We start from the raw sequence: 23610 nt of genomic DNA on the forward strand, positions 1-23610 counted from the left end.
CGCGCCAGAATTCTGGCGCGGGGCTGTGCGCTGTTAGGCCAGGTTGCGCAACTCCCTCAGTGTGACCGACAGCATCGGCATGTCGATGACGGTCGAGCTCTTGATGTCGGCAAAGAGCAGACGGCTGCGTTCGATCTGGGTGCAGCGCTGGTTCTCCCATGCGGCGACCAGGGCCTCCGGGTCGTCCAGATCGGGCGACAGGCGCAAGACGTTTCCGGCGAGGTGTCTCGCCTGCGCGGAGAGGTCGTCCCGCAGTGCGGTTCGCGCCAAGCCTTGCCAGTGCGTCTCGGCGGGCAGGGCGGAAATCTGTTTGCCCAGCCAGTGCAGGTCGAAGCGACCGCCGAGCGCGAAGTACACGCTGGCGACGATCTGCTGAGCGCGCCCGGTTTCTGCTGCCACTTCCACCAGATCGAGTGCCGAGTAGAGCTCGCCGAGCCCCGCAACCCGTTGCGCGAGTGACTCGGGTACGCCTTGTTCGATGTAACTGCCGGCCATCTGGTCAAGCTCTGCGCGGTAAGCGGGGGTGACGACCTCGTGCAGGGTGTGGGCGAGTTCGGTCGCGCCGGGGCGGAAGCGCTCGAGCGTGACCGAGAGGTCGCGGGTGAGTTCGGGATGGCGCAGGAACCACAGCGTGCCGCGCAGTACGAGACGGCTGGAGTCGATGATCATGGCCGTCTGCACCGCGTCCGCCACCTGGTTGTCGAGCGCTTCGATTTCCTCCCACAGCGAGACCAGGTGGAACACCTCCCGCGTTGCCAGATAGGCGCGAACAATGTCAGGGGCGGTCGCGCCGGTTTCTTCCTGCAGGCGGCTTACGAATGTGGCGCCGACGCGGTTGATCATGCTGTTGATGACGTGCGTGGCAATGATCTCGCGCTGCAGCGGGTGACGCTGAATGTGATCGGCGTAGCGCTCACACAGTGCTTTCGGGAAGTAGCGCATCAGCGCCTGCGAGATGAAGGGGTCCTCCGGCAGATCCGACGCAAGCACCGCGTCGTAGAGCTCGATCTTGCTGTAGGCCAGCAGCACTGCGAGCTCGGGTGAGGTCAGGCCGGTATGCGCAATCTTGCGTTCGGCAATTTCCTCGTCGAAGGGCAGGAACTCCAGTTTGCGGTTGAGGCGGCCAGCGTTGCCCAGCTTGCGCATGTAACGCGCCTGCTCGTCGAGCAGCTCGACGCCGCGGGTTCTTGCGACAGACAGGTTCTGCGTCTGGAAATAGTTGTCGCGCAGGACCAGTTCGGCCACTTCATCGGTCATCTCGAGCAGCAGCTTGTTGCGCTGCTTCTCGGTGAGCTCGCCTTCGGCCATCACTGCGTTGAGCAGGATCTTGATATTGACCTCATGGTCCGAGCAATCTACGCCACCCGAGTTGTCGATGGCGTCGGTGCAGATTCGGCCACCTTTCAGTGCGAATTCGATACGGCCGAGCTGGGTGGCCCCCAGATTGCCGCCTTCGCCGACGACCTTGCACTGCAGTTCGTTGCCATTGACGCGGATTGCATCGTTGGCACGGTCACCTACCGAGGCGTCGGTTTCGCTGCTGGCCTTGATGTAGGTGCCAATGCCGCCGTTGTAGAGCAGGTCGGCCGGCGCCTTGAGGATGCAACGCATCAGTTCGGAGGGCGGCAGGAACTCGGCGTCGGTGCCGAGGATTTCGCGCATCTGCGGGGTCAGGGCAATCGACTTTACGCTCCGGGGCCAGATTCCGCCGCCTGCGGAGATCAGTTTGGCGTCGTAGTCCTCCCACGATGAACGCGGCAGGGCGAAGAGGCGGGCGCGTTCGTTCCAGCTGGTCTCCGGATCGGGGTTCGGGTCGATGAAGATATGGCGGTGGTCGAAGGCGGCAAGCAGCTTGATCTGTTTCGACAGCAGCATGCCGTTGCCGAACACGTCGCCCGACATGTCGCCGACACCCACCACCGTGAACGCTTCCTCCTGGGTGTTGATGCCCATCTCGCGGAAGTGGCGCTTGACCGATTCCCAGGCACCGCGGGCGGTGATGCCCATCTTCTTGTGGTCATAGCCGACCGATCCGCCTGAGGCGAAGGCGTCACCGAGCCAGAAGCCATACTCGTTCGCGACGCCATTGGCGATGTCGGAGAAGGTTGCGGTGCCCTTGTCGGCTGCGACCACCAGGTAGGGGTCGTCCTCGTCATGGCGGACCACGTTCTCGGGCGGTACCACCTTGCCCTGCACGAGGTTGTCGGTGAGATCGAGCAAGCCGGACAGGAAGATGCGATAGCAGGCGATGCCTTCGGCCTGCAAGGCTTCGCGACCACCGCTCGTGGGCGCGTTCTTGACGACGAAGCCGCCTTTGGATCCCACGGGCACGATCACCGCATTCTTGACGATCTGCGCTTTCACCAGACCGAGGATCTCGGTACGGAAGTCTTCCATCCGGTCAGACCAGCGCAGCCCGCCACGTGCGACCTTGCCGCCGCGCAGGTGCACCCCCTCGACCCGCGGCGAGTAGACGAAAATCTCGAACATCGGCTTGGGCTGAGGCAGGTTGGGGATCTGCGAGGGGTCGAGCTTGAATGAAAGGTAGGGCTTGGGCGCGCCGTCCTTGCCGGGCTGGTAGAAGTTGGTGCGCAGCGTGGCCTGGATCATGGCCAGGAACTGGCGCAGGATGCGGTCCTCGTCGAGGTTGGCAACGCTGTCGAGCGTGGCGTTGATCTCCTCCACGATGCGCTCGCAGCGGGCGCTGCGTTCGCGCTCACCGGCGGGGTCGAAGCGCGCGCGGAACAGGCTGGCCAGTTGCGCGGTGAGCGCCGGGTAGTTGGCCAGGGTCTGCTCCATGTAGGTCTGGCTGAAAGTGAAGGCCGCCTGTTTCATGTGCTTGGCGTAGGCGCGCAACATGCTGATTTCGCGCCAGTCGAGGCCAGCCAGCAGGGTCAGGCGGTTGAAGTCGTCGTTCTCGATCGCACCCTGCCAGGCGCGCCGGAACACGGCGTGAAACAGCGGTCGCAGTTGTTCCAGATTCAGTTTGTCGACGCCGGCAAAGGTCATGCCGAAGTCGTGCATCCACACCAGAGAGCCGTCCTGCCGCTCGATGCGGTAGGGGCGCTCTTCGACCACCTTGACCCCGGTGCGCTCAAGCATCGGCAGGCTCAGCGAGAGCGGGACCGGCGTATCTGCGTAGAACAGCTTGAAGTGGAGGCGGCCCGCAGGCGCCTCAAGCGGCACGTAAAGATTCATGGCCAGGCCGTCGCTGGCCTCGATCGACTCCATGAGTTCGATGTCGTGCACCGCGTTGCGCGCAGCGTAGTCCTCGCGGTAGCCGGCGGGGAATGCGTTGAGGTAGCGCCGGCACAGCGACATGCCGTGCTCTTCACCGTGATGTTCGAGCAAGGCCTGCTGCAGACCGTCTTCCCAGCGCCGCGCCACACTGACCAGGCGGGCTTCGACTTCGCGTACGTCAAACGGCGGAATCGTCGAGTCCTTGGTGCGGACGGTAATCAGCACGCGGGCCAGGGCGGATTCGGAGAAGTGCACCTCGAATTCGGATGCAACGCCGCCAAAGGACTCCATGAGCACCGCCTGCATGCGCTTGCGCTGCTCGGTGTTGTAGTTTTCCCGCGGGACGTAGATCAGGCAGGAAACGAAGCGGGCAAAGGCATCGCAGCGCACGAACAGGCGGATGCGCTGACGTTCGCCGAGACGGAGAATGCCGGTCGCGGTGTTGAACAACTCGTCGGTCGAACTCTGAAACAGCTCATCGCGCGGATACTGCTCGAGAATTGTTGCCAGCGCCTTGCCGGCGTGGCTGCCGGGCAGCAGGCCCGCCTGCGCGATCACCGTCTGCAGTTTGCGCCGCAGCAGCGGGATGCGTTTGGGGTTGGTGTTGTAGGCGGTGGAGGTGAGCAGGCCGATGATGCGGCGCTCGCCGGTGACGTGTCCCTCGGCATCGAAAGTCTTGACGCTGACGTGGTCGAGATAGCCCTGACGGTGGATGGTCGAGCGTGTATTCGACTTGGTGATGGTCAGCAGGGTGGGGAGGTGGGCCTGCGCCTTGAGCTGCGGCGGCAGGGCCGCGAATGACTGGGATTGCAGGTTGTCGCCCGATTCACGCAGCAGACCGATGCCGGAGCCGCTGCGAATGCGCAACTCGTTGTCACCGCCCTCGCTGATCAGATCGTAGTCGCGACAGCCGAGCAGCACGAAGTTGTCGTCCGCCATCCACTCCAGAAAGGCCCGGGCTTCGGCGATGTCTTCCGGGGTTTCCGGGGCGGTGGTGGTGGCCGTTTCGGCAATCACGTCATCGAGACGCTGCTTCATGGCCGGCCAGTCGGCAACCGCAGCGTTCACATCCTGCAAAACGCGGGTGATGCCGGTCCGGATCGCGTCAAGCTCGTCCGGGTTGGTGCGGCGATCGACTTCGACATGGATGATCGACTCGTAGTGCGCGCCGTCCTCATCGGCGGCATCCGCAACCTTGACGAGCAGCCCCTGTGCATCGCGAATCACCGGAATGACCGGGTGAATGATCAGGTGCAGGGTGAGTCCCTGCCGATTGACCTCGATGCCGATCGAATCGACGAGGAAAGGCATGTCCTTGCCGACCATTTCGATGACGGTGTGGGTGGACTCCCATCCGTGCTCGTCGATGCGGGGGTTGTACACCCGCAGTTTCAGGCCGTCGTCGTGCTGGCGCGCAAACTGCCAGTGGCTCAGTACCGCGCCGTACAGATCGGCGACGTCGCGCTCGGCGAGGTCATCGATATCGACCTGGCTGAAGTACTTGCGAACGAATGGTTCCGCTGCTTCTGCCTGCTCTGCGGGCAGTTTCGCGTGGATCATTGCCACCACGTCTTCGATCTGGCTGTTGCTGGCTGCATCGGTGGGTGCGGGCATCACGACGGTCTCCTCGTTGTTTTGACATGCCTGGATGGCCTCCGGCGTGGTGCAGTCAGCGTGCACCTGATGTTCTTTTCGTGGCCGGCAGGCTCATTTATTCAATGAGCCTACCCCACTCTGGCGAGGGGGGGAAGTTGGTGTTTGCGCTATAATCGGCCGTACAGAGCACGGCTGGCGCTGCGCGTCGGTGAGTGTGATTTCGCTTGAGGCTGGAATGAGCGGGCCACCATGGGTGCTGGCCCGTTTTCTTTTGGCGTTACCGGAAGCGCTTGATTTAGCGCATTCTTGGCTGCATTTTCGGTTTGATATAATTTGCCCTGACGCTTGGCCCCACTTCCTGAATGCAACTCTACGCTCTCGGCCTGAATCACCATACCGCACCGCTCGCGATCCGTGAGCGCGTGGCGTTTCAGCCTGAGCGGCTCGATCAGGCGCTGCATGACCTGACGCAGGGGTCGGCAGTGCGCGAGGCGGCGATTCTGTCCACCTGCAATCGCACCGAGTTGTATTTTGCCGCCGAGCAACCGCAGCACGCTGCCGACTGGCTTGCCGATTTCCATCGGCTGCCGCTTACCGAGGTTGCCCCCTATCTGTATTCGCACCCCGAGCGCGATGCCATCAGGCATGTATTCAGGGTGGCGAGCGGGCTCGATTCCATGGTGATCGGCGAGCCCCAGATCCTGGGACAGGTCAAGGACGCCGTCCGGCGCGCAGAGCAGGCCGGCACCATGGGCACCTTGCTCCACAAGCTGTTCCAGAGCACCTTCGCCGTCGCCAAGGAAGTGCGCTCGACGACGGCAATCGGGGCCAACACGGTGTCGATGGCCGCCGCGGCGGTCAACCTCACCGAACGCATTTTCGGTCAGGTCTCCGATCAGCACGTGCTGTTCATTGGTGCGGGCGAGATGGTCGAACTCTGTGCGGCCCACTTTGCCGGCGCAAACCCCAAGTCGATGACGGTTGCCAATCGCACCGAAGAGCGCGCACTTGCGGTCGCGGGGCGGTTCGGCGCGGACACCATGCGTATCGACCGGATCGGCGAGATGCTGCCGCGCTTCGACGTCGTTGTGTCCTGTACGGCCTCGCCCTTGCCGATCGTCGGTCTGGGCATGGCCGAACGTGCGGTCAAGGCGCGCCGTCATCGCCCGATGGTGATGGTCGATCTTGCCGTGCCGCGCGACATCGAGCCGGAGATCGCCGGGCTGGATGATGTCTTCCTCTACACGGTCGATGACCTTGCGCAAGTGGTTGACGCCGGCATGGAGTCGCGGCAGCAGGCCGTGATCGAGGCCGAGGGCATCATCGATACGCGTGTCGATGGATTTCTGCACTGGATGCAGGTCCGCGATGCAGTACCGACCATTCGTGCCTTGCGTCAGCACGCGGAGGGTGTTCGCGAAGCCGAGGTCGAGCGCGCACTCCGTCTGCTCGCTCGCGGCGACGACCCGCAGCAGGTGCTTGAGGCGCTGTCGCATGGTCTCACCAACAAGTTGATGCACGGCCCCACGCGCTTCCTGAATCAGTCGGAAGGCGAGCAGCATGTCGAGGCCGGGCGCATCGTGCAGCGACTCTTCAATCTTCCGTCTCACCACTAGCCGAAGGTCGGCCGCCACGGACGCCGAGGCGTCCGGGTGCATCTCGTTGATTCAATGAAGCAGAGCATTCGCGACAAGCTGGAACATCTCACCGGGCGTCTGGAAGAGCTCGATCGCGAGCTCTCGTCGGAGGAGGGCGCGCGCGACATGAACGCGTTCCGTGATCTGTCGCGGGAGCGTGCCGAGATCGAACCGGTGGTGGCGCTGTACCATTCCTGGCGCCAGGCCGAAGCCGACTGCGAAACCGCGCGTGAGATGCTCGACGACCCCGAGATGCGTGAGCTGGGCCGAATGGAGCTGGAGTCCGGCGAGACGCGGATTGCCGAACTCGAGGATGCGCTCCAGCTTGCGCTGCTGCCGCGCGACCCGAACGACGAGCGCAACCTCTTTCTGGAGATCCGCGCCGGTACGGGCGGCGACGAGGCCGCACTGTTTGCCGGCGATCTGCTGCGCATGTACACCCGCTTCGCCGAGCGCCAGCGCTGGAAGGTCGAGATCGTGTCGGCGAACGAATCAGATCTCGGTGGCTACCGCGAGGTCATTGCGCGGGTGGTGGGCAGCGGTGCCTACTCGAAGCTGAAGTTCGAGTCGGGCGGGCACCGGGTGCAGCGTATCCCGGTCACCGAGACCCAGGGCCGCATTCACACCTCGGCGTGTACGGTGGCGGTCATGCCGGAGGCGGACGAACTCGACGCCATCGAGATCAATCCTGCCGATCTGCGCATCGACACCTTCCGTGCCTCCGGCGCGGGCGGCCAGCACATCAACAAGACCGACTCCGCCGTGCGCATTACCCACGTACCCACCGGGCTGGTCGTGGAGTGTCAGGACGACCGGTCGCAGCACCGCAACAAGGCGCAGGCCATGGCGGTGCTGGCGGCGCGGCTCAATGATGCCCAGTTGCGCGCCCGCCAGGCCTCCGAGGCGGCAACCCGGAAAAGTCTGGTTGGCAGCGGTGACCGTTCGGAGCGCATCCGCACCTACAACTTTCCGCAGGGCAGGGTGACCGATCATCGCATCAACCTGACGCTCTACCGGCTCGATGCCGTCATGGAGGGCGATCTGGACGAACTGATCGACGCGCTGGTGCTCGAGCATCAGGCGGACCTGCTTGCTGCGCTGGCGGACGATTGAACATGAGCGCGATGGCCGACATCGCAGGAGCCCTCGGCTGGGCAAAGCAGCGCATCGACCTGATGGAGGCGCGCGTGCTGTTGCGCCACGTGCTGCAGTGCCCGGCGTCGCGCCTGATCGCGTGGCCCGAAACCACGCTTGAGTCCGCAGACTGGGCCCGTTACCGCGAGCTGGTCGAGCGCCGCGTAGCCGGCGAGCCCGTGGCCTACCTTACCGGCGAGCGCGAATTCTACGGGCGCGAATTCATGGTCACCCCTGCCGTGCTGATTCCGCGCCCGGATACCGAACTGCTGGTCGAACTGGCCGTGGCGCACGTTTCGGGCATGCAGCGTGCGCGCTTGCTCGATCTGGGTACGGGGTCGGGCGCACTTGCCGTCACGCTTGCGCTCGAACTCGAAGGCGCGGATGTCACCGCAATCGACCGCTCGCGCGAGGCGCTGTGGGTGGCGATGGCCAATGCCGCACGTCTGGGGGCGAGCGTGTCCTTCGTGCAGAGCGACTGGTTTGCCGGGCTGGGCGAGGAGCGCTTTCAGCTCATCGTCGCCAATCCACCCTATATCGCATCGGCCGATGAGCATCTGGAGCAGGGCGACCTGCGTTTCGAGCCCCGCACCGCGCTTGCCGCCGGGCCTGCGGGTCTCGATGATCTGGCAGAAATCGTCGCCCGCGCACCGGCTCATCTGGAGGCAGAGGGCTGGCTCTTCCTTGAGCACGGCTACGATCAGGCGTCGGCCGTGCGCGGTCTGCTGGCCGATGCGGGTTTTGCCGCGATTGCCTCGTGGAAGGATCTTGCAGGTATCGAACGGGTATCAGGCGGGCGCTGGCTTGGCCGCGTCTGACGTCGTTGTTGTCTGAGTCATTGACGGTCGGCAGACGCAGGCCTAAAATTTACCCGACTATTTAACTCAACTTTTACAGGTACGAAAAATGGACACTCAGGACGTCATCCGCGAACAGGTCACCACCAACCCCGTCGTGCTCTACATGAAGGGTACGCCGCAGTTCCCGCAGTGCGGTTTTTCGTCGACCGCGGTGCAGATTCTCAGCGCCTGTGGCGTGAAGAACCTCCATACGGTGAACGTGCTCGCAGACGAAGCCATCCGCCAGGGCATCAAGCAGTTCGCCAACTGGCCGACCATTCCGCAGCTTTACGTTAACGGCGAGTTCGTCGGCGGATCGGACATCATGCGCGAGATGTACCAGAGCGGCGAGATGCAGCAGATGCTGAAGGATGCCGGGATCGTCTAAGGCTGAACCTGAGCGTCTTCAGCAGCGGAGTGTGCGCGGATTGCCCTGTCAGCCATGCCCTTCGCTGCTGTTGCCCATCATTCGCATGATCGCCTTGCGGCTCAGGTGGTAGGTCAGAAGGTGGGGCGGCATGCGCAGCCAGTGCGACCGCACGAACAGCAACCACAGCGCAAATCCTGAATTCGTATTCTGGGCGCGGGGATGATGAGCACGCAGTGCGCGCTCGTAGAGACTGTCCAGCAACCGCAGCCTGGCTTGCGAGGGGGCGCAGTTCTTTCGAAGCAGTTCCAGGGCTCGCGTTGCGACCGAAGTGCCAAAGACCCGTTGGTTGTATCGGAGCGCGAGATAAAGCGGCCAGGCAAGATCAAGTTCTCTGGCGCGCTCGGCGAGTCCCGATTCGTCGAGTCCGGTTTCAATCGCTGTTTCAAGAAGAAGGTGGAAGTCGTGAAGGTCACGAAGGCCTTTTTCGAACTCGCCTTCGTGAAACAGATGTGTGGCGCAATGTATGAGCGAGTCGGCCTCGCTCAAAACGAATGCGTTGCTTAGTCCCTCAAGAGGCCTAGCGTGACTGAACAGCTTCCCGGCGTTCAGTTGTGAGCGAGAAGTGGGCGGCAGAATTGTGTGGTGCACGTCGAGTACGACGCCACGGGTCCGGTGGATCATCGCGGGAAGCTCGTGCATCCACTGGCGATAGTAGCGCTGATCGTACTGCGAATGATGTGCGTTGCTCCAGCCGCCAAGCTTCAGCATCAGTTCGACATCAGCGATGTGCTTGCGGGGAACCATGATGTCGATGTCCCCGAGCAAGCGTCCATGCCTGACGGGCTGGCCGGACAGGACGTAAGCGCTGCCTTTCAGGAAAACGACCGGGCAGTCTGTCTTTGCCACCGCTCGAAGAACTTCGTGAGCTTCCAGGTGAACGGCTTCATGCTGCGCGTCTGCAAGTGCCTCGTGGGCGAGCAGGAAGTCGGATATCACCTCGGGGAGTGCAGGTCCAAGTTCGTGTGTCCGCATGAGCCAAGCCAGGCGCGCGAGCAATTGCGCAGAGCGGGCGCTGGCAATGAGTTGGTCCCATTCCGTGAGACTCAGCTTGAGGCTGCGTGAGGGCTCCAGTAGAACTTCTTCAAGCATTCTGCTCATTGTCCGACCGGATAAGTGATCCAAGATGGCTGATGGCTTGGTCAAGGTCCGAGTACTCCAGATCGGCCGCTTGGCAAAATTTGAACAAGCGGTCCATTACGCCGAAATGTTTGCGTGGGAGTTCGGTGAAGTTGACCACGTGCTCAGAGAGTCTTGCCAAGGCGCGTGCTCTTGGAATTGCCTCGAAACTCAGGTCTTTTCCGGAAGCGTACTTCGGAAAAATCACGCTCGTTGCCGAAGCGGTGCGCTTCATCGAATGCACGCTTTCAGTCGGTGGTCGGAATAGTGACACCGAACCCTTGCTTGTATCGAGGACGGGAGGGGAGCTCCAGGCGTCCGGCCAGCGGGCGCGAATAATGTCGATCGAGGCGTTCTTGAGACTGATCGGGCGCGGAATGGGATGGATCTGTAGCGTATCGGGGTGAATCAGCGCGAATTCATCGGAAAGAAGGCGCCAGCCTGCTGCGACAAGCGCGGCACAGAGGGTGCTCTTCCCTGCGCCCGGGATTCCGGGCAGCACGATTGCCCGATCGTCCAGTGCGATAACGGCAGCGTGGACGATCAGGAAGTTTGGGACCCTGGTCGCGATCGTCCAGTTCATGCCCCACTCAATGAGCGGAAGTGCGTGCGCTTCGGGTAGGGGGACAAATGGCTCGTGGCCATCGCTGATGAAGCGGGCTTGCGGTTTGAACAGGCTTGTCGGCCATGGTCTGCGGCCGACTTCTACATCGAGGTGAGCAAAGCCATCTTCGAGGGTGGAGGGGAATTCACCGTAGAGGCTTAGCAGTTGCCGGGCAACCTGACGGTTACGCACGCGAACTCTCGCGAGCAAGGGGCCAAGGTCGAGAATCAGACCTGGTCCGCCAAGCGCTGCGATGGTTCTCGATTCGTCGATATTAGCGAGTTTGTCGAACGGTGTCGGGGTGCTCAATGAAACCTGCCCTTGCTAGATCTTCATATAGCAGCAGCTCGGGTGCGTTTGCACTGTTCTGCATGCGACAGTATTCCATTTCGTCAACGACGATGATCTTGCCTGTACCCAAGTCAAGCAGCGCACGTTCGCCGTCGTGCACCGCCGATGAAACAACTGACGACTTCAAGGTGACTCGGGTGGGCGGAGCGCACCTGTCATGCTGGAGGGGGGGCACTTTGCCTACCGTTCTATTTCAACCGGCCTCATAGGTCGATTCAAGGTAGTCCTTGATGTCCTCTCCGTCAAAGCCCGGTGTCCCGATCTTGGAAAACAATACCGTCAGGTCGGCTGTGGTAAGCGGATAACCCGAGAAAAAGCGCGTATTGAAATAGGCTGCACAGAACGCGCGATCGACGTTGATGCCACTTCCGAAGTTCTGTCCCTCATTCTTGAGGATGTGCCCGAAGGTCTGGCTGCTGCCACCCGCGAAAACCGTGGAAAACGATGCGTTGTATACGGCCTTGACCGCGTCGCACATGCCTGAAAAGTTGTTGTTCAAGGCAGTGGAGCAGCTTCCATTGGCCTTGACTGAATTCTTCCAGAAGCCGGGCGATCTCCCCAGCGCACAAGTGAAGGTATCCGGCCTGCCAGGGCTTCCACTATTGAGCTTTCCAGACATCCAGTTTGAATATTTCTGGCAGCTGATGGACGCAAGTGCGCTTCCCGACGCGAGGGAACTCATGATGATGCCTGCCCCTGCCGCGCGTTTTAGTGCCGAACGACGGCTCAAGCTGCCGGGCTGCTCAGGTGAGTCTTCAGAGTGCAGATCAGGTTCGTTATTCATGGCGTGCTCCGGAATTTTTCTGCTGCGCATGACGCATTTTAACAGGCGGTGCTGCGCGCTGTTTGCGGCAAAATGCACGTTTCCACGATTAGAAGCAAATTTGATGCCTTGATGCTGTGCGGTTTTGATTCAAAATGCGCCGACGCGCATTGGCATGGCGCCATGCCAGTCTTCGTTCGCGTACAACGCCCTGTATTCCTTGACCTTTCCCACGATGAATTGCAGCGCCGGGTTTGAGCGGGAAAAGCGAATCTCCATTGCACCCCGAGCCGGGCCAAGCGTGGAGGATGTATCTCTTAGGCGATAGTGTAAAAAACACCGACAGATTCGAACTGATGGAAGGCGCTGCTGGCCAGCGGCATCCACGGATTCAAAGGTTCGCAATCCTCGCACTCATCAGCGACAGCCGTGTAGACAGCACTTCCAGAAATGCCTTGTAGAAATGCATGCGGCAGGTGTCGGATGCGCGCTGCAGTGCGCGCGCGCGCATGGTGATGACTTCGACCTCGGTGGCGGCTTCGATTGACGCCGAGCGGATGCCGCCGCCAGCCGAGAACAGTGCCATCTCGCCGAAGCACTCGCCGGCGCTGAGTACATTCAGCAATTTGCCCCGTTTCTTGACTCGTGCTTCGCCTTCGGCAAGAAAGCAGAAGTGATCGCCCGCTTCACCTTCCTTCATGATCATGGTGCCGGGTTGCAGGTGGCTCCATTGCGTCAGCGTGATGATCTCCCACAGTTCCGCATCGGCGAACTCGCGAAAGAAGGCAATGCTGCGCAAGGTCTGGAATTTTTCGGCTTCGGGGAGCGTCTTCCGGTCCAGCGCGATACTGCGGTTGCGAAACGCCAGTGCCAGATCGTGCGAGAACTCGGCCCAGGTCTGGTAGCGGCGGTCGAGTTCCTTTTCCATCGCGCGACGCACGATGGCGTCGAGTGCCTCGGGGATCTCGGGTCGCAGTTCGATCGGAGGCTGTGGGGTGTCGTTGGCGATGCGGTAGATCAGGCTGTAGTTGTTGTCGGCCTCGAAAGGCAGGCGGCCGGTCAGCATCTGGTACATCACCACGCCGAGCGAATAGATGTCGGTGCGATGATCCAGCGGCATCTCGCGCACCTGCTGCGGCGACATGTAGGCCGGCGAGCCGATGCCCGCGATCTGGGTGGTCTCGCTTGCCTTTTGCAGGGCCGCGCCGAAGTCCGAGATGCGGATGTCGCTGCCGTCGGGCTTGCACAGCAGGATGTTGGCGGGCTTGATGTCGCGATGGGTGACGCCCTGGTGGAAGGCGTAATCGAGCGCCCGGCTGCACTTGAAGATGATCTCGATCAGGCGCTCGAATGGCGGCAGGCTGTCGGGGCGCACCAGCGCCTCGAGCGTTCCGCCCGGCACGAACTCCATCACCACATAGGCGTCGTTATCGTCGATGACTGCATCGTAGATCTGGGCGATGTGCGGGTGGGTGAGTTTGCCGGCGAGGGCCGCCTCGTTGAGCATGAGCTGACGATAGAGGCGGCCGCGGTCGCGGTCGCTGACGAGCTCCGGATACAGCTGCTTGAGTGCGACTTCACGCTGGTGGAAGGCGTCCCATGCCAGATAGACGGCACTGGTCGCCCCTTCGCCAAGAAGGCTGCGAATCTCGTACTTTCCGATCCGCTCCACCTGCATGATCCCTCAGCCCAGCTGCTTGCGCGCGCGCAAAATGGCTGCCCGAACCTGATCGGGTGCGGTGCCGCCCACGTGATTGCGGGATGCGAGTGAGCCTTCGATGGTGAGTACCGCGAAGATTTCCGGGCCTGCGCGCTCGGCCGCACCGGGCACTTCGGCCATGGCTGCGCGCAACTCGTCCAGGGTGAACTGGGGCAGGTCGCAGCCGCGTTGCTCGGCAGCGCGTACCGCCAGCGCAACGGCTTCATGCGCGTCGCGGAAGGGCAGGCCCTGCTTGACGAGATAGTCGGCGAGGTCGGTCGCGGTGGCAAAGCCCTGCGACAGTGCGCCGCGCATGTTGTCTGCCTTCACCTTGATGCCGGTGATCATGTCGGCGTAGATGCGCAGCGTGTCGATGACGGTGTCGGCGGTGTCGTACAGCGGCTCCTTGTCTTCCTGATTGTCCTTGTTGTAGGCCAGCGGCTGGCCTTTCATCAGGGTCAGCAGTGCAATCAGGTTGCCGTTGGTGCGGCCGGTCTTGCCGCGCACGAGTTCGGGGACGTCGGGGTTTTTCTTCTGCGGCATGATGCTCGAGCCGGTGCAGAAGCGGTCGGCGAGGTCGATGAAGCCGACGCGCGGGCTCATCCACAGAATGAGTTCTTCGGACAGGCGCGACAGATGCGTCATCAGCAGTGCGGCTGCGGCACAGAACTCGATGGCGAAGTCGCGATCGCTGACGGCGTCGAGCGAGTTGTAGCAGACCTCGTCGAAGCCGAGTTCGGCGGCCACGAATTCGCGGTCGATCGGGTAGCTGGTGCCGGCCAGCGCGGCCGAGCCCAGCGGCAGGCGGTTGACGCGTTTGCGGCAGTCGGCGAAGCGCTCGGCGTCGCGCCGGCTCATCTCGTAATAGGCCATCAGGTGATGACCGAAGGTAACCGGCTGCGCCACCTGCAGGTGAGTGAAGCCGGGCATCGGCGTATCCGCGTGCTGTTCGGCGATGTCGAGCAGGTTGCGCTGGAAGTCGCCGATCAGTTCAAGCGTCTGGTCGATTGCATCGCGCAACCACAGGCGGATGTCGGTCGCGACCTGGTCGTTGCGGCTGCGGCCGGTGTGCAGGCGCTTGCCAGCGTCGCCGACGAGCGCGGTGAGGCGCTTCTCGATGTTCAGGTGGACGTCTTCGTCGTCAAGGCTCCAGACGAACTCGCCGCGCTCGATTTCGCCCGCAATCTGGGCCATGCCGCGCTCGATGTCCGCAAAATCGCTGGCACCGATAATGCCTTGGCGGGCGAGCATCTTCGCGTGGGCGAGCGAGCCGCGGATGTCCTGCGCGGCCATGCGCTGGTCGAAAGTAACCGATGCGGTGTAGCGCTTGACCAGGTCCGATACCGGTTCGGAAAAGCGACCCGACCATGCTTTGGCGGGCTGAGATGAGGTAGCGTCTGTCATGATGTCTGATACTTTGAGAGTGCGGGCTGAGGTGCGGTCGGCGTCGTTCGCGGTGGGCGATCGTTTTCGCCGGCCTGTGCTAGACCGACAGTATAGAGGAACGGAGCACGCTGTTTCGTCCCCAGGGTGCGGCGCTAAGGGCGTAACGACGCCTGCAGGCGCGATAACTGCCTCCGGCTGACGGGAACGGGTTCGCCCACTTCGTCCATCTCGAGCCAGTGGTGTCCGACCGCATCGCGCTCGATCGAGCGCACGGCTGCACGGGAGATCAGCCAGGCACGGTGAGCGCGCAGGAAACCTGCGGGCTCGAAGCGGGTTTCGAGTTCCTTCAGGCTGTCATCGACGAAGAACCGGCCCTGACGGGTGAACGCGGTCACGCCCTTGTCTTCAGCCCGGAAGGCCAGGATTTCGTCCGCAGGGACCAGGCGCGAGCGTCGTCCTGCAAGAACTGAAAGCATGGGCAAAGGTGCGCCCTGGTTTGTGGTCTGGGTGGCGCGCGTAGGGCGTTGCACCGTATGCAGCACATCGATCAATTGCGCTGCGCTGACGGGCTTGAGCAGGTATCCCGCGGCCCGTGCAGAGAACGCATCGAGCGCGAATTCGCGGTGCGCGGTGAGGAAGATCACTGCCGGCGGATTGGCGAGTTCCGCCAGCCAGTGCCCCAGCGAGATGCCATCTTCGCCCTGCATTTCGATGTCGAGGATGACAACATGAGGCACGTGCTTGCGGATGTGCTCGCGCAGGCTCTCCGCGCCATCGGCCTCGCCGGTGATTCGGATGTCGGCTTGATTCGCCAGGAGCCGCCGCAGTCGTGCGCGCGCCAGTCGTTCGTCGTCGACGATCAGGACTTCAAGTGTCTTCATGATCTCCGTTCCGCGATGGGCAGGGTGAGGCGGGCAAAGAAGCGCCCATCCTGGCTCCCGGTCTGCAGCGATGCACGCGTGCCATATAACGCATCGATCCGCGTCCGGGTGCTGTTGAGCCCGATCCCGTTCCCCTCCGCGAGGTGAGCGCCTGGCGCAGCAGATGCAACATCGTTGCCGATGGCGACGACGAGGGTGTCAGCGCCGGTCTCAATGGAAATGCTGATGTCGCCGCCCTCAGCGCGCTGGCACACGCCGTGGCGGACAGCATTCTCGACCAGGGTCTGCAGGCAGAGTGCGGGTACTTCGATCTCGGGAAGATGCTCAGGCAGCGTCCAGGTCACGCGCAGGCGCTCGTCCAGGCGCATGGACTCGAGTGCGAGGTAATCGCGAACCACCTCAAGCTCTCGATCGATGGGTACTGAGGCACCGGTTTCGAGGCTGGCTCGCAGCATCCGCGCGAGGGCTTCGATCATTTCCTCCGCGCGCGATGCATCGGTTGCAACGAGTTCGGTGATGCCGTTGAGGCTGTTGAACAGGAAGTGAGGGCGCATTCGCGCGCTCCATGCTTCCAGTTCGGCGGCGGACGACCGCGTTCGCCAGTGGCGAAGACGGGATGCCTGCCAGCTCACCAGCCCGAGCGAAAGCGTGAGAATTCCCCCGATCATTCCGACATCCTGCAGGAAGGCCCACTGGCTTTCCTCCACGATGTCCAGCGGCCGCATCAGAGCATGGGTGACACTTCCGACCACCAGCGACCATACAAACAGCATGGCCAGGGCGGCGGCAGCCTTGAAGCGGGCTTTGAGCTGCAAAGGGCGCAAAAACGCACATACAAGGAAGTACCAGGGGAGTACGATCCACAGGCCGAAAAAACCAAAGAGACCAAAGCGTTCCCAGCGATTGCCCGGCGCGCCCGGCGCGACGGCGAGCAGTGCGGCGACGGCCATGCCCAAGGCAATGCAGACGAGCAGTCCCTCCACGCGGCAACCGGCCTGCCAGGCGCCTGCATCCCGCTTATCCTGAAAAAACGACCGTCCGTCCATCAGTGCTTGTCTCCGCCGTTCGGCATGCGCTAACGTAAATTCACGCGTAATGGTAAGTCCAAGTGCAATGCCAGAAAATTCAAACTTGATGTCAGGGCAGTATCTTCTTCGCCGGCTCCGCCGCGCGAAGGGATTTTCGTTGATCGAACTGATGGTCACGCTCGCTGTGCTCGCGATCCTGATCGGTGTCGGTGTGCCAAGCTTCCAGGGCATGATCGCCAACAGCCGCATCGCGGCTGCGTCCAGCGACGTCGTATCGGGCATGTATGCCGCCAAGAACGAAGCCATCAAGCGGAATGCGTCCATTCGCTTCTGTATCAATCCCACAACGGGCGCATGGCGGGTGGCGGACCTCGCCGGAACGGACCTCAGGGTCGGCGAGCTTCACACCGCCGTTGGTATCAACACGACTGGACTCGATACTTCTTCCGTTGCGAACAATGCTTGTGTGCGTTTCAAGGCAGACGGTTTGTCGTATGGCGTAACGAATCTGATCACTGCGGGCACGGTCACGCTTAGCCTGGCGGGGACTGCCAACAAGGTCGTCAATGTTCGAGTGGGGGTGATTCATGCCGGCTGACAGGCGTAACCGCCAGATATTCAAGAATGCTCAGGGGGGATTCACCCTGATCGAGGTGCTCGTTTCCGTTCTCGTGTTGTCGATCGGCCTGCTCGGCATGGCGGCGCTGCAGATCAACGCGATGAAGAACAACCAGAGCAGCTTCCAGCGTACCCAGGCAATCATGCTCAGCTACTTCATGCTCGATTCGATGAGGACCAACCGCACGGATGCGCTCAACGGCAACTACAACATGGCGAAGACCTGCGCAGTGCCAGCCGTCGGCGGATCCCTGGTGTCCAACGATCGTCACTTCTGGGTACAGGCGCTCAAGGACAACATCGCGAACGACAATGGCACCTGTGGTGAGATCGCCTGTGCCGGCACCACCTGCACCGTGCGCATCTACTGGGACGACGGTCGCGGTACAGGCGGCTCTTCGACGCAAATGTTCCAAACCTCAACGCGGCTGTGATGACGATGTCGAGAAATCTACCCAACTCCCAGGCCGGTCTGACGCTGGTCGAGCTGATGATTGCAATGACGCTCGGCCTGTTCTTGCTGCTTGGCCTGACCAATGTGTTCCTGGCGCAGCGGCAGTCGTTCAGAGTCAATGAGAACCTCTCCCAGATGCAGAACAACACCCGGGTGGCGTTCGAACTGATGGCACGGGAGATTCGCGAGGCCGGTGGGAATCCCTGCGGTACAACGCAGGTGGCCAATGTCGTGAACGGCGCCAGCACCTCGTCCTGGCTTGACTGGGATACCGGCGGAATTCTGGGTTACGAAAGCAACGTTGCGCTTCCCGGCAAGGCGTTCGGTACGACAACCGGAGCAAGGGTTGCGGGGACCGATGCCGTTACGATCCGTACCGGGTCGATGAACAACAACATTGTCATTACCGAACACGATACGGCCTCGGCACAGTTCAAGGTCAATACGACAGCGCATGGCATCGCCGATGGTGACATGCTGATGGTGTGTGACTACAAGCAGGCCGCCATTTTTCAGGTGACAAGTGCCTCTGCGACGAACGTGACCATCGTGCACAACACCGGGACCGGAGTACCGGGAAACTGCAGCAAAGGGCTGGGCTTCCCGACCGATTGCAGTTCGGTGACAGGGAATCAGTACGATTTTTCCAATAATGGCTTTCTGACAAAGTTCAGGTCGACTGCCTGGTATGTTGGCAACAATGCCCAGGGGGGGCGTTCGCTGTTCCGCATCGTCAATGGCGCAACGGGGGCGCCTGAGGAGATCGCTCAAGGGGTCACGGACATGCAGTTGCAGTATCTGACAAGGACGGGCACGAATCCGGCCGGTTCCTATGTCGATGCATCTGCCGTGACATCGTGGGACAACCCCCCCGCGGCGACTCAGGTTGTTGCGGTGAGAGTCGTTCTCGATCTCGAGTCCCGTGATGCGGTGGGTACCGATGCGGCCACGCTCAAGCGGCAAATGATGCATGTGGTCAGCCTTAGACATCGGGAGATCGTGGAATGAAAACGGCAATGACGCAGAGGGTTCAGCGCGGAGCCGCGCTGATCGTTTCCCTCATCCTGCTGATTGTGCTGACCTTGCTCGGCTTGTCCAGTATTCGGACGGTTGCTCAGGAAGAGCGCATGACGGCCAATACCTTTGATCGCAGTCTCGGTTTCCAGGGCGCTGAGGCTGCTCTGCGTGTCGGTGAGGCGGTTGCTCAGTTGCAGGCGGATGCTGCGCCGGCCAACCCGGGATTCGACAGCGCCGGTTTGTACTCGGACAGCGACAGCTCCTGTGGCGTGTCCCCGTGTCAGGGGGGGCTGTGCTCGCAGCCGGACAAGGATTGTGGTGTCCGCTGGCTCGACAGTGCGTTTGCGGGCTGGGTCAACGCAGGCGGGCTCAGTCTGGGCGCGCTTGCCGAAACGCCACAGTATTTCGTCGAATATCTTGGTGGCAACTTCCCCTGCAATATCGATGATCCGACCAGTGGTGCGCAGAACTGCAAGCGTTACCGCGTGACTGCTCGCAGCAATAGTGGCGGCGATCGCGCAAACGTCATCCTGCAGTCGATCTATGCGGCCGAATGAGAGGTGCACAATGAAAACCAATGCTGACAACCGTTCGACCCCGGCGCTGCGCATGCGCAGCGTCCTGGCTGCCGCAATGCTGGCTGGCGGTCTTGGCGTCTCGCTGACTGGTGCTGCGGCGCCAACAATTCCGGAGACGCCGCTGGTCGCGACCCAATCGGCGGTGCCATTGAGCATGATGGTCGTCGGCCGGGACCACACGCTGTTCTACGAAGCCTATAACGACGCCAGCGACATTGACAGTGACGGCACGCTGGATACCCGGTTCAAGCCAATCATCACGTATTACGGCTTGTTTGACTCGACGCTGTGCTACTCGCATTCGAGCGGCGCCACCAACTCCGACCTCTTTACCCCCGCAGCGACGGCCGGCACTTTGGGGAAATGCTCCGGTGGGAAGTGGTCGGGCAACTGGCTGAACTATGCCACGACCAGCCGTATCGATGCCTTGCGCAAGGTTTTCTACGGCGGCTATCGCGATGTCGATACCACTGCAAAAACCGTGCTGCGTCGGGCCTATGTGCCGCAGGATGCGCACTCGTGGGCCAAGGAATATACGAGCTCAAGTGTTGACGGCTACGATATCAGCGACTACACGCCACTCTCCAAACCGAGCAGCGGCAAGCGTCATTTCTTTGGCAACCTGACCGCGACGGCGGGAGTGAATTGCGCGACGCTTTCCAATTGCAGTGACAAGCCGCCCTTGCTCCGAGTCGTGCAGAACAGTACTCGCAGGGTCTGGGAGTGGGCGTCTACCGAGCGTCCGGTGTTGAGAGACAACGATCACGGTGGCGCCTCGCGCACCGACTATACGGTGCGGGTCGAGGTCTGTACTTCGACCTATAACAGTGGGTGCAAGTCCTATCCGAATGGGAGTCTGAAGCCGATCGGCCTGCTGCATGAGTATGGCGAGAACGAGGCCATGCTCTTCGGCCTGATTTCCGGCAGCTACAACAAGAGCATGTCGGGCGGGGTGCTGCGCAAGGTGGTGTCGTCATTCAAGAACGAGGTCGATACCTCCACCGGCCAATTCACGACATCGGCAACAATCGTCAATGCGCTCAACAGTCTGCGCATTCGGGATTTCAACAACAGCCGTACCGACAATGCCTACCGTGGTGGCTGGGTGACGACCCGGGCGATGAAGGAGGGCGAGTTCGTCGACTGGGGTAATCCGACCGGTGAGATGATGTATGAAGCCTTGCGGTATTTTGCCGGGAAGAAATCGGCCACCTCGGATTTCTCGACTTCCGGCAGTTATGACGCTGATATTGGTCTGTCTGCTGCCACTTGGGATGACCCCTACCAGAGCAGCAGTGCTGCAGCTGCGCAGTGGTGTGCGCGTCCGAACATGCTCGTGGTTTCGGGTATCAACCCCTCTTTTGACTCCGATCAGTTGCCGGGGACCAGTTTTGGCTCGTTTTCGGGTGACATGAGCGGAATGAACGTGTCGGATATCGCCAATTCGATCACCGCGGGCGAGTCGGGAATTGCCGGTAGCCGCTACATCGGCCAGGTCGGCACGAATTATGATGGTGCGCCGACTGCGAAGACCGTCACGACGCTGGGCAATATCCGTGGCCTGGCACCCGAGGAGCCGACCAAGCAGGGCAGCTTCTATTCTGCCTCGGTTGCCCATTTCGGCAAGGTCAACAGTGTGCGCAGTGACCTCAAGGGTACCCAGACGGTAGATACCTATGCCGTAGTGCTGAGCTCGCCCTTGCCGCGCATCGAAGCGAAAACATCTTCAGGCAGCAGGATCACCGTTGTTCCCTTCGCAAAGTCCGTGGGCGGATCAAGCATCTCCAACAGCAAGGGCAGCTTTCAGCCGACGAACCAGATTGTCGACTTTTACGTCGATACCATTGCGAACTCGTCGGGGGCATCGGGTGCCGATTACGACGCGTCCATCAATAGTGGCCGCTATTACGCAAAGTTCCGCATCAACTTCGAAGACGTCGAGCAGGGCGCAGACCATGACATGGATGCGATTGTCGTCTACGAGATTTCGGCGGAGGCCAACGGTGAGTTGAGGGTCAAGTTGACTCCCGAGTATCAGGCCGGCGGCATACAGCACAGCATGGGCTATGTCATTTCGGGGACAAGCAAGGACGGTGTTTACCTTGTCGTCCAGGATGAAAACACTAACCGCTATTACCACCTGAACGTACCGCCGGGGATGGACCCGGGCGACTGTGATGTTACCAATCCGCCTGCCGCTTGCAACAAGCTTCCCTACACCGGCAACGGCACCAGCGACCGCACTTTCACGCCGGGGTCTTCAAGCGCGAGTCTGCTGAAGGATCCGCTGTGGTACGCGGCGAAGTGGGGCGGTTTTGTCGACAGTAACAACAACAAGAAGCCTGATCTGACTCAGGAGTGGGATGCAGACGGCAACGGCGTTCCCGATACCTATTTCCTGGTGCAGAACCCGCTCAAGCTCAAGGAGTCGTTGAAGAAGAGCTTCGACACCATCGTCGATCGCAGTGCAAGTGCGGGCAACATCACCTCGAACGGCCAGCAGTTGCAGACCGACAGCAAGGTGTTCCAGACCCAGTTCAACAGCAAGACCTGGGAAGGAGAGTTGTTTGCCTACTCCATTACATCGTCGGGGGTGAGTACGTCGCCAACTTGGAGAGGGTCGAGTGGTGTTCCGGCGGCAGGGTCTAGGACGCTGATTTCCTGGGATACCAGCGCAGCGTTAGGGGTCGAGTTCGAGTGGGCGAAATTGTCGAGTTCGCAGAAGACCGCACTTGGTTCGGAAGACGTGTTCGACTACCTCAGAGGCGTCCAGTCGAAGGAGGTCCAGAACGCAGGGGTGTACCGGACACGCAGCAAGTTGCTCGGTGATATCGTTCATTCGTCGCCGTATTACGTCAAGGACAGCAACACGGTATTTGTCGGCGGCAACGACGGCATGTTGCACGCGTTTTCGGGTACAACCGGGGCCGAGTTGTTTGGCTATGTACCCGGCCTCACCTTCAACAAGCTCGCAACGCTGGCCACGACCACCTATAGCCACACCTTCTTTGCCGACGGTGATATTGCCGTATCGACGCTGACGCAGACTCCCGGAAAAAACATCCTGGTCGCGTCAACAGGGCGGGGAGCGAAAGGCTTGTTCGGTCTCAATGTCACCACGCCGGCTTCGTTCACGAAATCGAATGCATTGTGGGAATACAGCGGGGCTTCTGACAACGACTTGGGCTACGTGCTAGGTCGCCCCCAGATTGGAACGCTCGAGAGCGGTGATACCGTCGCGGTGGTGGGGAACGGGCATAACAGCGTCAATGGTTATGCGATGCTGTATATCTTCAACCTTGAAACAGGCGTCTTGCTGAAGAAGATCGACACCAAGGTTGGCAGCGACAATGGAATGTCGACGCCAACCCTGCTCGACTCCGACGGCAACGGCAAGATCGACAAGATCTACGCGGGCGACCTGAAAGGCAACGTCTGGCGTTTTGATGTGAGCGGGAATAGTTCGGGGAACTGGAAGTCCTACTTCCTCTCCGGAAGTACGCCGCAGCCGCTGTTTACTGCGAAGGATTCGAGCGGGGTGGTGCAGCCGATCAATGCGCAATTGACTGTTTCGGTCAATTCAGTGAAGAGCGACGTGAACTACGGCAAGACCTTCGTGCTCTTCGGAACCGGCAGTTATGTGTATGGCAGCGATCCCAACGACAAGCAGGTGCAGTCCTGGTACGGCGTAATCGACGAGGACACAAAGGTGGCCTCGCGATCGGACCTTGTGCAGCGCACGATCCAGACCACCGGTTCCGTTAGTGGTTATGGCGTACGTGTGTTTTCGGAAGCCAGCAGCAAGGACATGAGCGGCAAGAAGGGCTGGTACATTGATCTGAAGGATCCAACCGCAAGGGGCGAGCGCATCGTGACACGCTCGATTGTCTACGGATTCCTTGAGCCAGTGCTGCTTGCCAGCAGCATCATCCCTGACCCGGATCCGTGTGAGGCGGGGGGTAGCGGCTATGTGAATGCAATCAACCCCTACACCGGTGCTCGGCTTGAGTACTCTCCCTTCGATCTCGATGACGACGGCAAGTTTGATGGCAACGACAAGCTGTCTGGCGCCGTGGTTGGTTCCTTCGATCCGAAAATCGGTATGCCGGGAGAGGCGACGATCGTTGGTGACCAACTCATCGTCTCTGGTTCGAGTGGCGGTATTGCCGATATGCGGATCAACCTTGGGCTGAAGCGGACCGGGCGTATCTCCTGGCGCGAAATTGTGAGGGACTGAGT

General features: G+C 61.2%; 17 protein-coding genes. 9 read left to right on the forward strand and 8 right to left on the reverse strand.

From position 1 onward, the window contains the following. Window positions 1-33: 33 nt before the first annotated feature. Entirely contained in the window at window positions 34-4854 is a 4821-nt protein-coding gene (locus CEW83_RS19345; protein WP_108951533.1) for an NAD-glutamate dehydrogenase, read from the reverse strand. A gap of 344 nt (window positions 4855-5198) precedes the next feature. Between CEW83_RS19345 and hemA the strand changes: the two genes are divergently transcribed. The 4 genes from hemA (at window position 5199) to grxD (ending at window position 8834) form a co-directional block, all read left to right on the forward strand. Then, window positions 5199-6452, forward strand: coding sequence for a glutamyl-tRNA reductase (gene hemA, locus CEW83_RS19350; RefSeq protein ID WP_108950817.1), 1254 nt, complete (start codon window positions 5199-5201; stop codon window positions 6450-6452). Between the two features lie 54 nt (window positions 6453-6506). Further along, window positions 6507-7586, forward strand: a complete 1080-nt coding sequence (gene prfA / locus CEW83_RS19355; RefSeq protein WP_108950818.1) for a peptide chain release factor 1 — start codon at window positions 6507-6509, stop codon at window positions 7584-7586. A 2-nt stretch (window positions 7587-7588) separates the two neighbouring features. Further along, complete coding sequence (gene prmC, locus CEW83_RS19360; RefSeq protein ID WP_108950819.1) at window positions 7589-8425, forward strand: peptide chain release factor N(5)-glutamine methyltransferase; 837 nt, start codon at window positions 7589-7591, stop codon at window positions 8423-8425. An 88-nt stretch (window positions 8426-8513) separates the two neighbouring features. Then, entirely contained in the window at window positions 8514-8834 is a 321-nt protein-coding gene (gene grxD, locus CEW83_RS19365; RefSeq protein ID WP_108950820.1) for a Grx4 family monothiol glutaredoxin, read from the forward strand. Window positions 8835-8882: 48 nt separating this feature from the next. Here grxD and CEW83_RS19370 read toward each other — a convergent pair whose 3' ends face one another. The 7 genes from CEW83_RS19370 to CEW83_RS19405 form a co-directional block, all read right to left on the reverse strand. Continuing rightward, window positions 8883-9965, reverse strand: coding sequence for a nucleotidyltransferase family protein (locus CEW83_RS19370; RefSeq protein ID WP_234418913.1), 1083 nt, complete (start codon window positions 9963-9965; stop codon window positions 8883-8885). Further along, complete coding sequence (locus CEW83_RS19375) at window positions 9958-10905, reverse strand: HprK-related kinase A (protein WP_108950822.1); 948 nt, start codon at window positions 10903-10905, stop codon at window positions 9958-9960. The genes CEW83_RS19370 and CEW83_RS19375 overlap by 8 nt, the downstream gene beginning before the upstream one ends. Before the next feature lie 235 nt (window positions 10906-11140). Beyond that, a complete protein-coding gene (locus CEW83_RS21155; RefSeq protein WP_159099505.1) occupies window positions 11141-11731 on the reverse strand; it encodes a hypothetical protein in 591 nt (196 codons plus the stop codon). A 370-nt stretch (window positions 11732-12101) separates the two neighbouring features. Further along, window positions 12102-13388 (reverse strand): serine/threonine-protein kinase, encoded by a 1287-nt coding sequence (locus CEW83_RS19390; RefSeq protein WP_108950825.1) that lies wholly within the window; start codon window positions 13386-13388, stop codon window positions 12102-12104. A 6-nt stretch (window positions 13389-13394) separates the two neighbouring features. Then, a complete protein-coding gene (argH, locus tag CEW83_RS19395; protein ID WP_108950826.1) occupies window positions 13395-14813 on the reverse strand; it encodes an argininosuccinate lyase in 1419 nt (472 codons plus the stop codon). Between the two features lie 134 nt (window positions 14814-14947). Further along, the gene (locus CEW83_RS19400) at window positions 14948-15676 is read right to left on the reverse strand and encodes a LytR/AlgR family response regulator transcription factor (RefSeq protein ID WP_108950827.1); all 729 of its coding nucleotides are present in this window, start codon (window positions 15674-15676) and stop codon (window positions 14948-14950) included. After that, complete coding sequence (locus CEW83_RS19405; RefSeq protein WP_159099506.1) at window positions 15673-16881, reverse strand: sensor histidine kinase; 1209 nt, start codon at window positions 16879-16881, stop codon at window positions 15673-15675. The genes CEW83_RS19400 and CEW83_RS19405 overlap by 4 nt, the downstream gene beginning before the upstream one ends. Between CEW83_RS19405 and CEW83_RS19410 the strand changes: the two genes are divergently transcribed. Genes CEW83_RS19410 through CEW83_RS19430 form a run of 5 tightly spaced genes read left to right on the forward strand, consistent with a single transcriptional unit; the run spans window position 16862 to window position 23608 of the window. Continuing rightward, window positions 16862-17302, forward strand: a complete 441-nt coding sequence (locus tag CEW83_RS19410) for a GspH/FimT family pseudopilin (RefSeq protein ID WP_159099507.1) — start codon at window positions 16862-16864, stop codon at window positions 17300-17302. The two genes, CEW83_RS19405 and CEW83_RS19410, sit on opposite strands and share 20 nt — an antisense overlap. After that, window positions 17292-17756, forward strand: coding sequence for a type IV pilus modification protein PilV (gene pilV, locus CEW83_RS19415; RefSeq protein WP_108950830.1), 465 nt, complete (start codon window positions 17292-17294; stop codon window positions 17754-17756). The genes CEW83_RS19410 and pilV overlap by 11 nt, the downstream gene beginning before the upstream one ends. After that, window positions 17756-18784 carry a PilW family protein gene (locus tag CEW83_RS19420; protein ID WP_234419102.1) on the forward strand — a complete coding sequence of 343 codons (1029 nt, stop codon included), beginning with the start codon at window positions 17756-17758 and terminating at the stop codon, window positions 18782-18784. The genes pilV and CEW83_RS19420 overlap by 1 nt, the downstream gene beginning before the upstream one ends. Before the next feature lie 8 nt (window positions 18785-18792). Beyond that, window positions 18793-19350 (forward strand): pilus assembly PilX family protein, encoded by a 558-nt coding sequence (locus tag CEW83_RS19425; RefSeq protein ID WP_234418914.1) that lies wholly within the window; start codon window positions 18793-18795, stop codon window positions 19348-19350. Window positions 19351-19360: 10 nt separating this feature from the next. After that, window positions 19361-23608, forward strand: coding sequence for a pilus assembly protein (locus CEW83_RS19430; protein WP_108950832.1), 4248 nt, complete (start codon window positions 19361-19363; stop codon window positions 23606-23608). Window positions 23609-23610: the final 2 nt, after the last annotated feature.

It is taken from the genome of Parazoarcus communis (assembly GCF_003111645.1).
Classification (GTDB): domain Bacteria; phylum Pseudomonadota; class Gammaproteobacteria; order Burkholderiales; family Rhodocyclaceae; genus Parazoarcus; species Parazoarcus communis_A.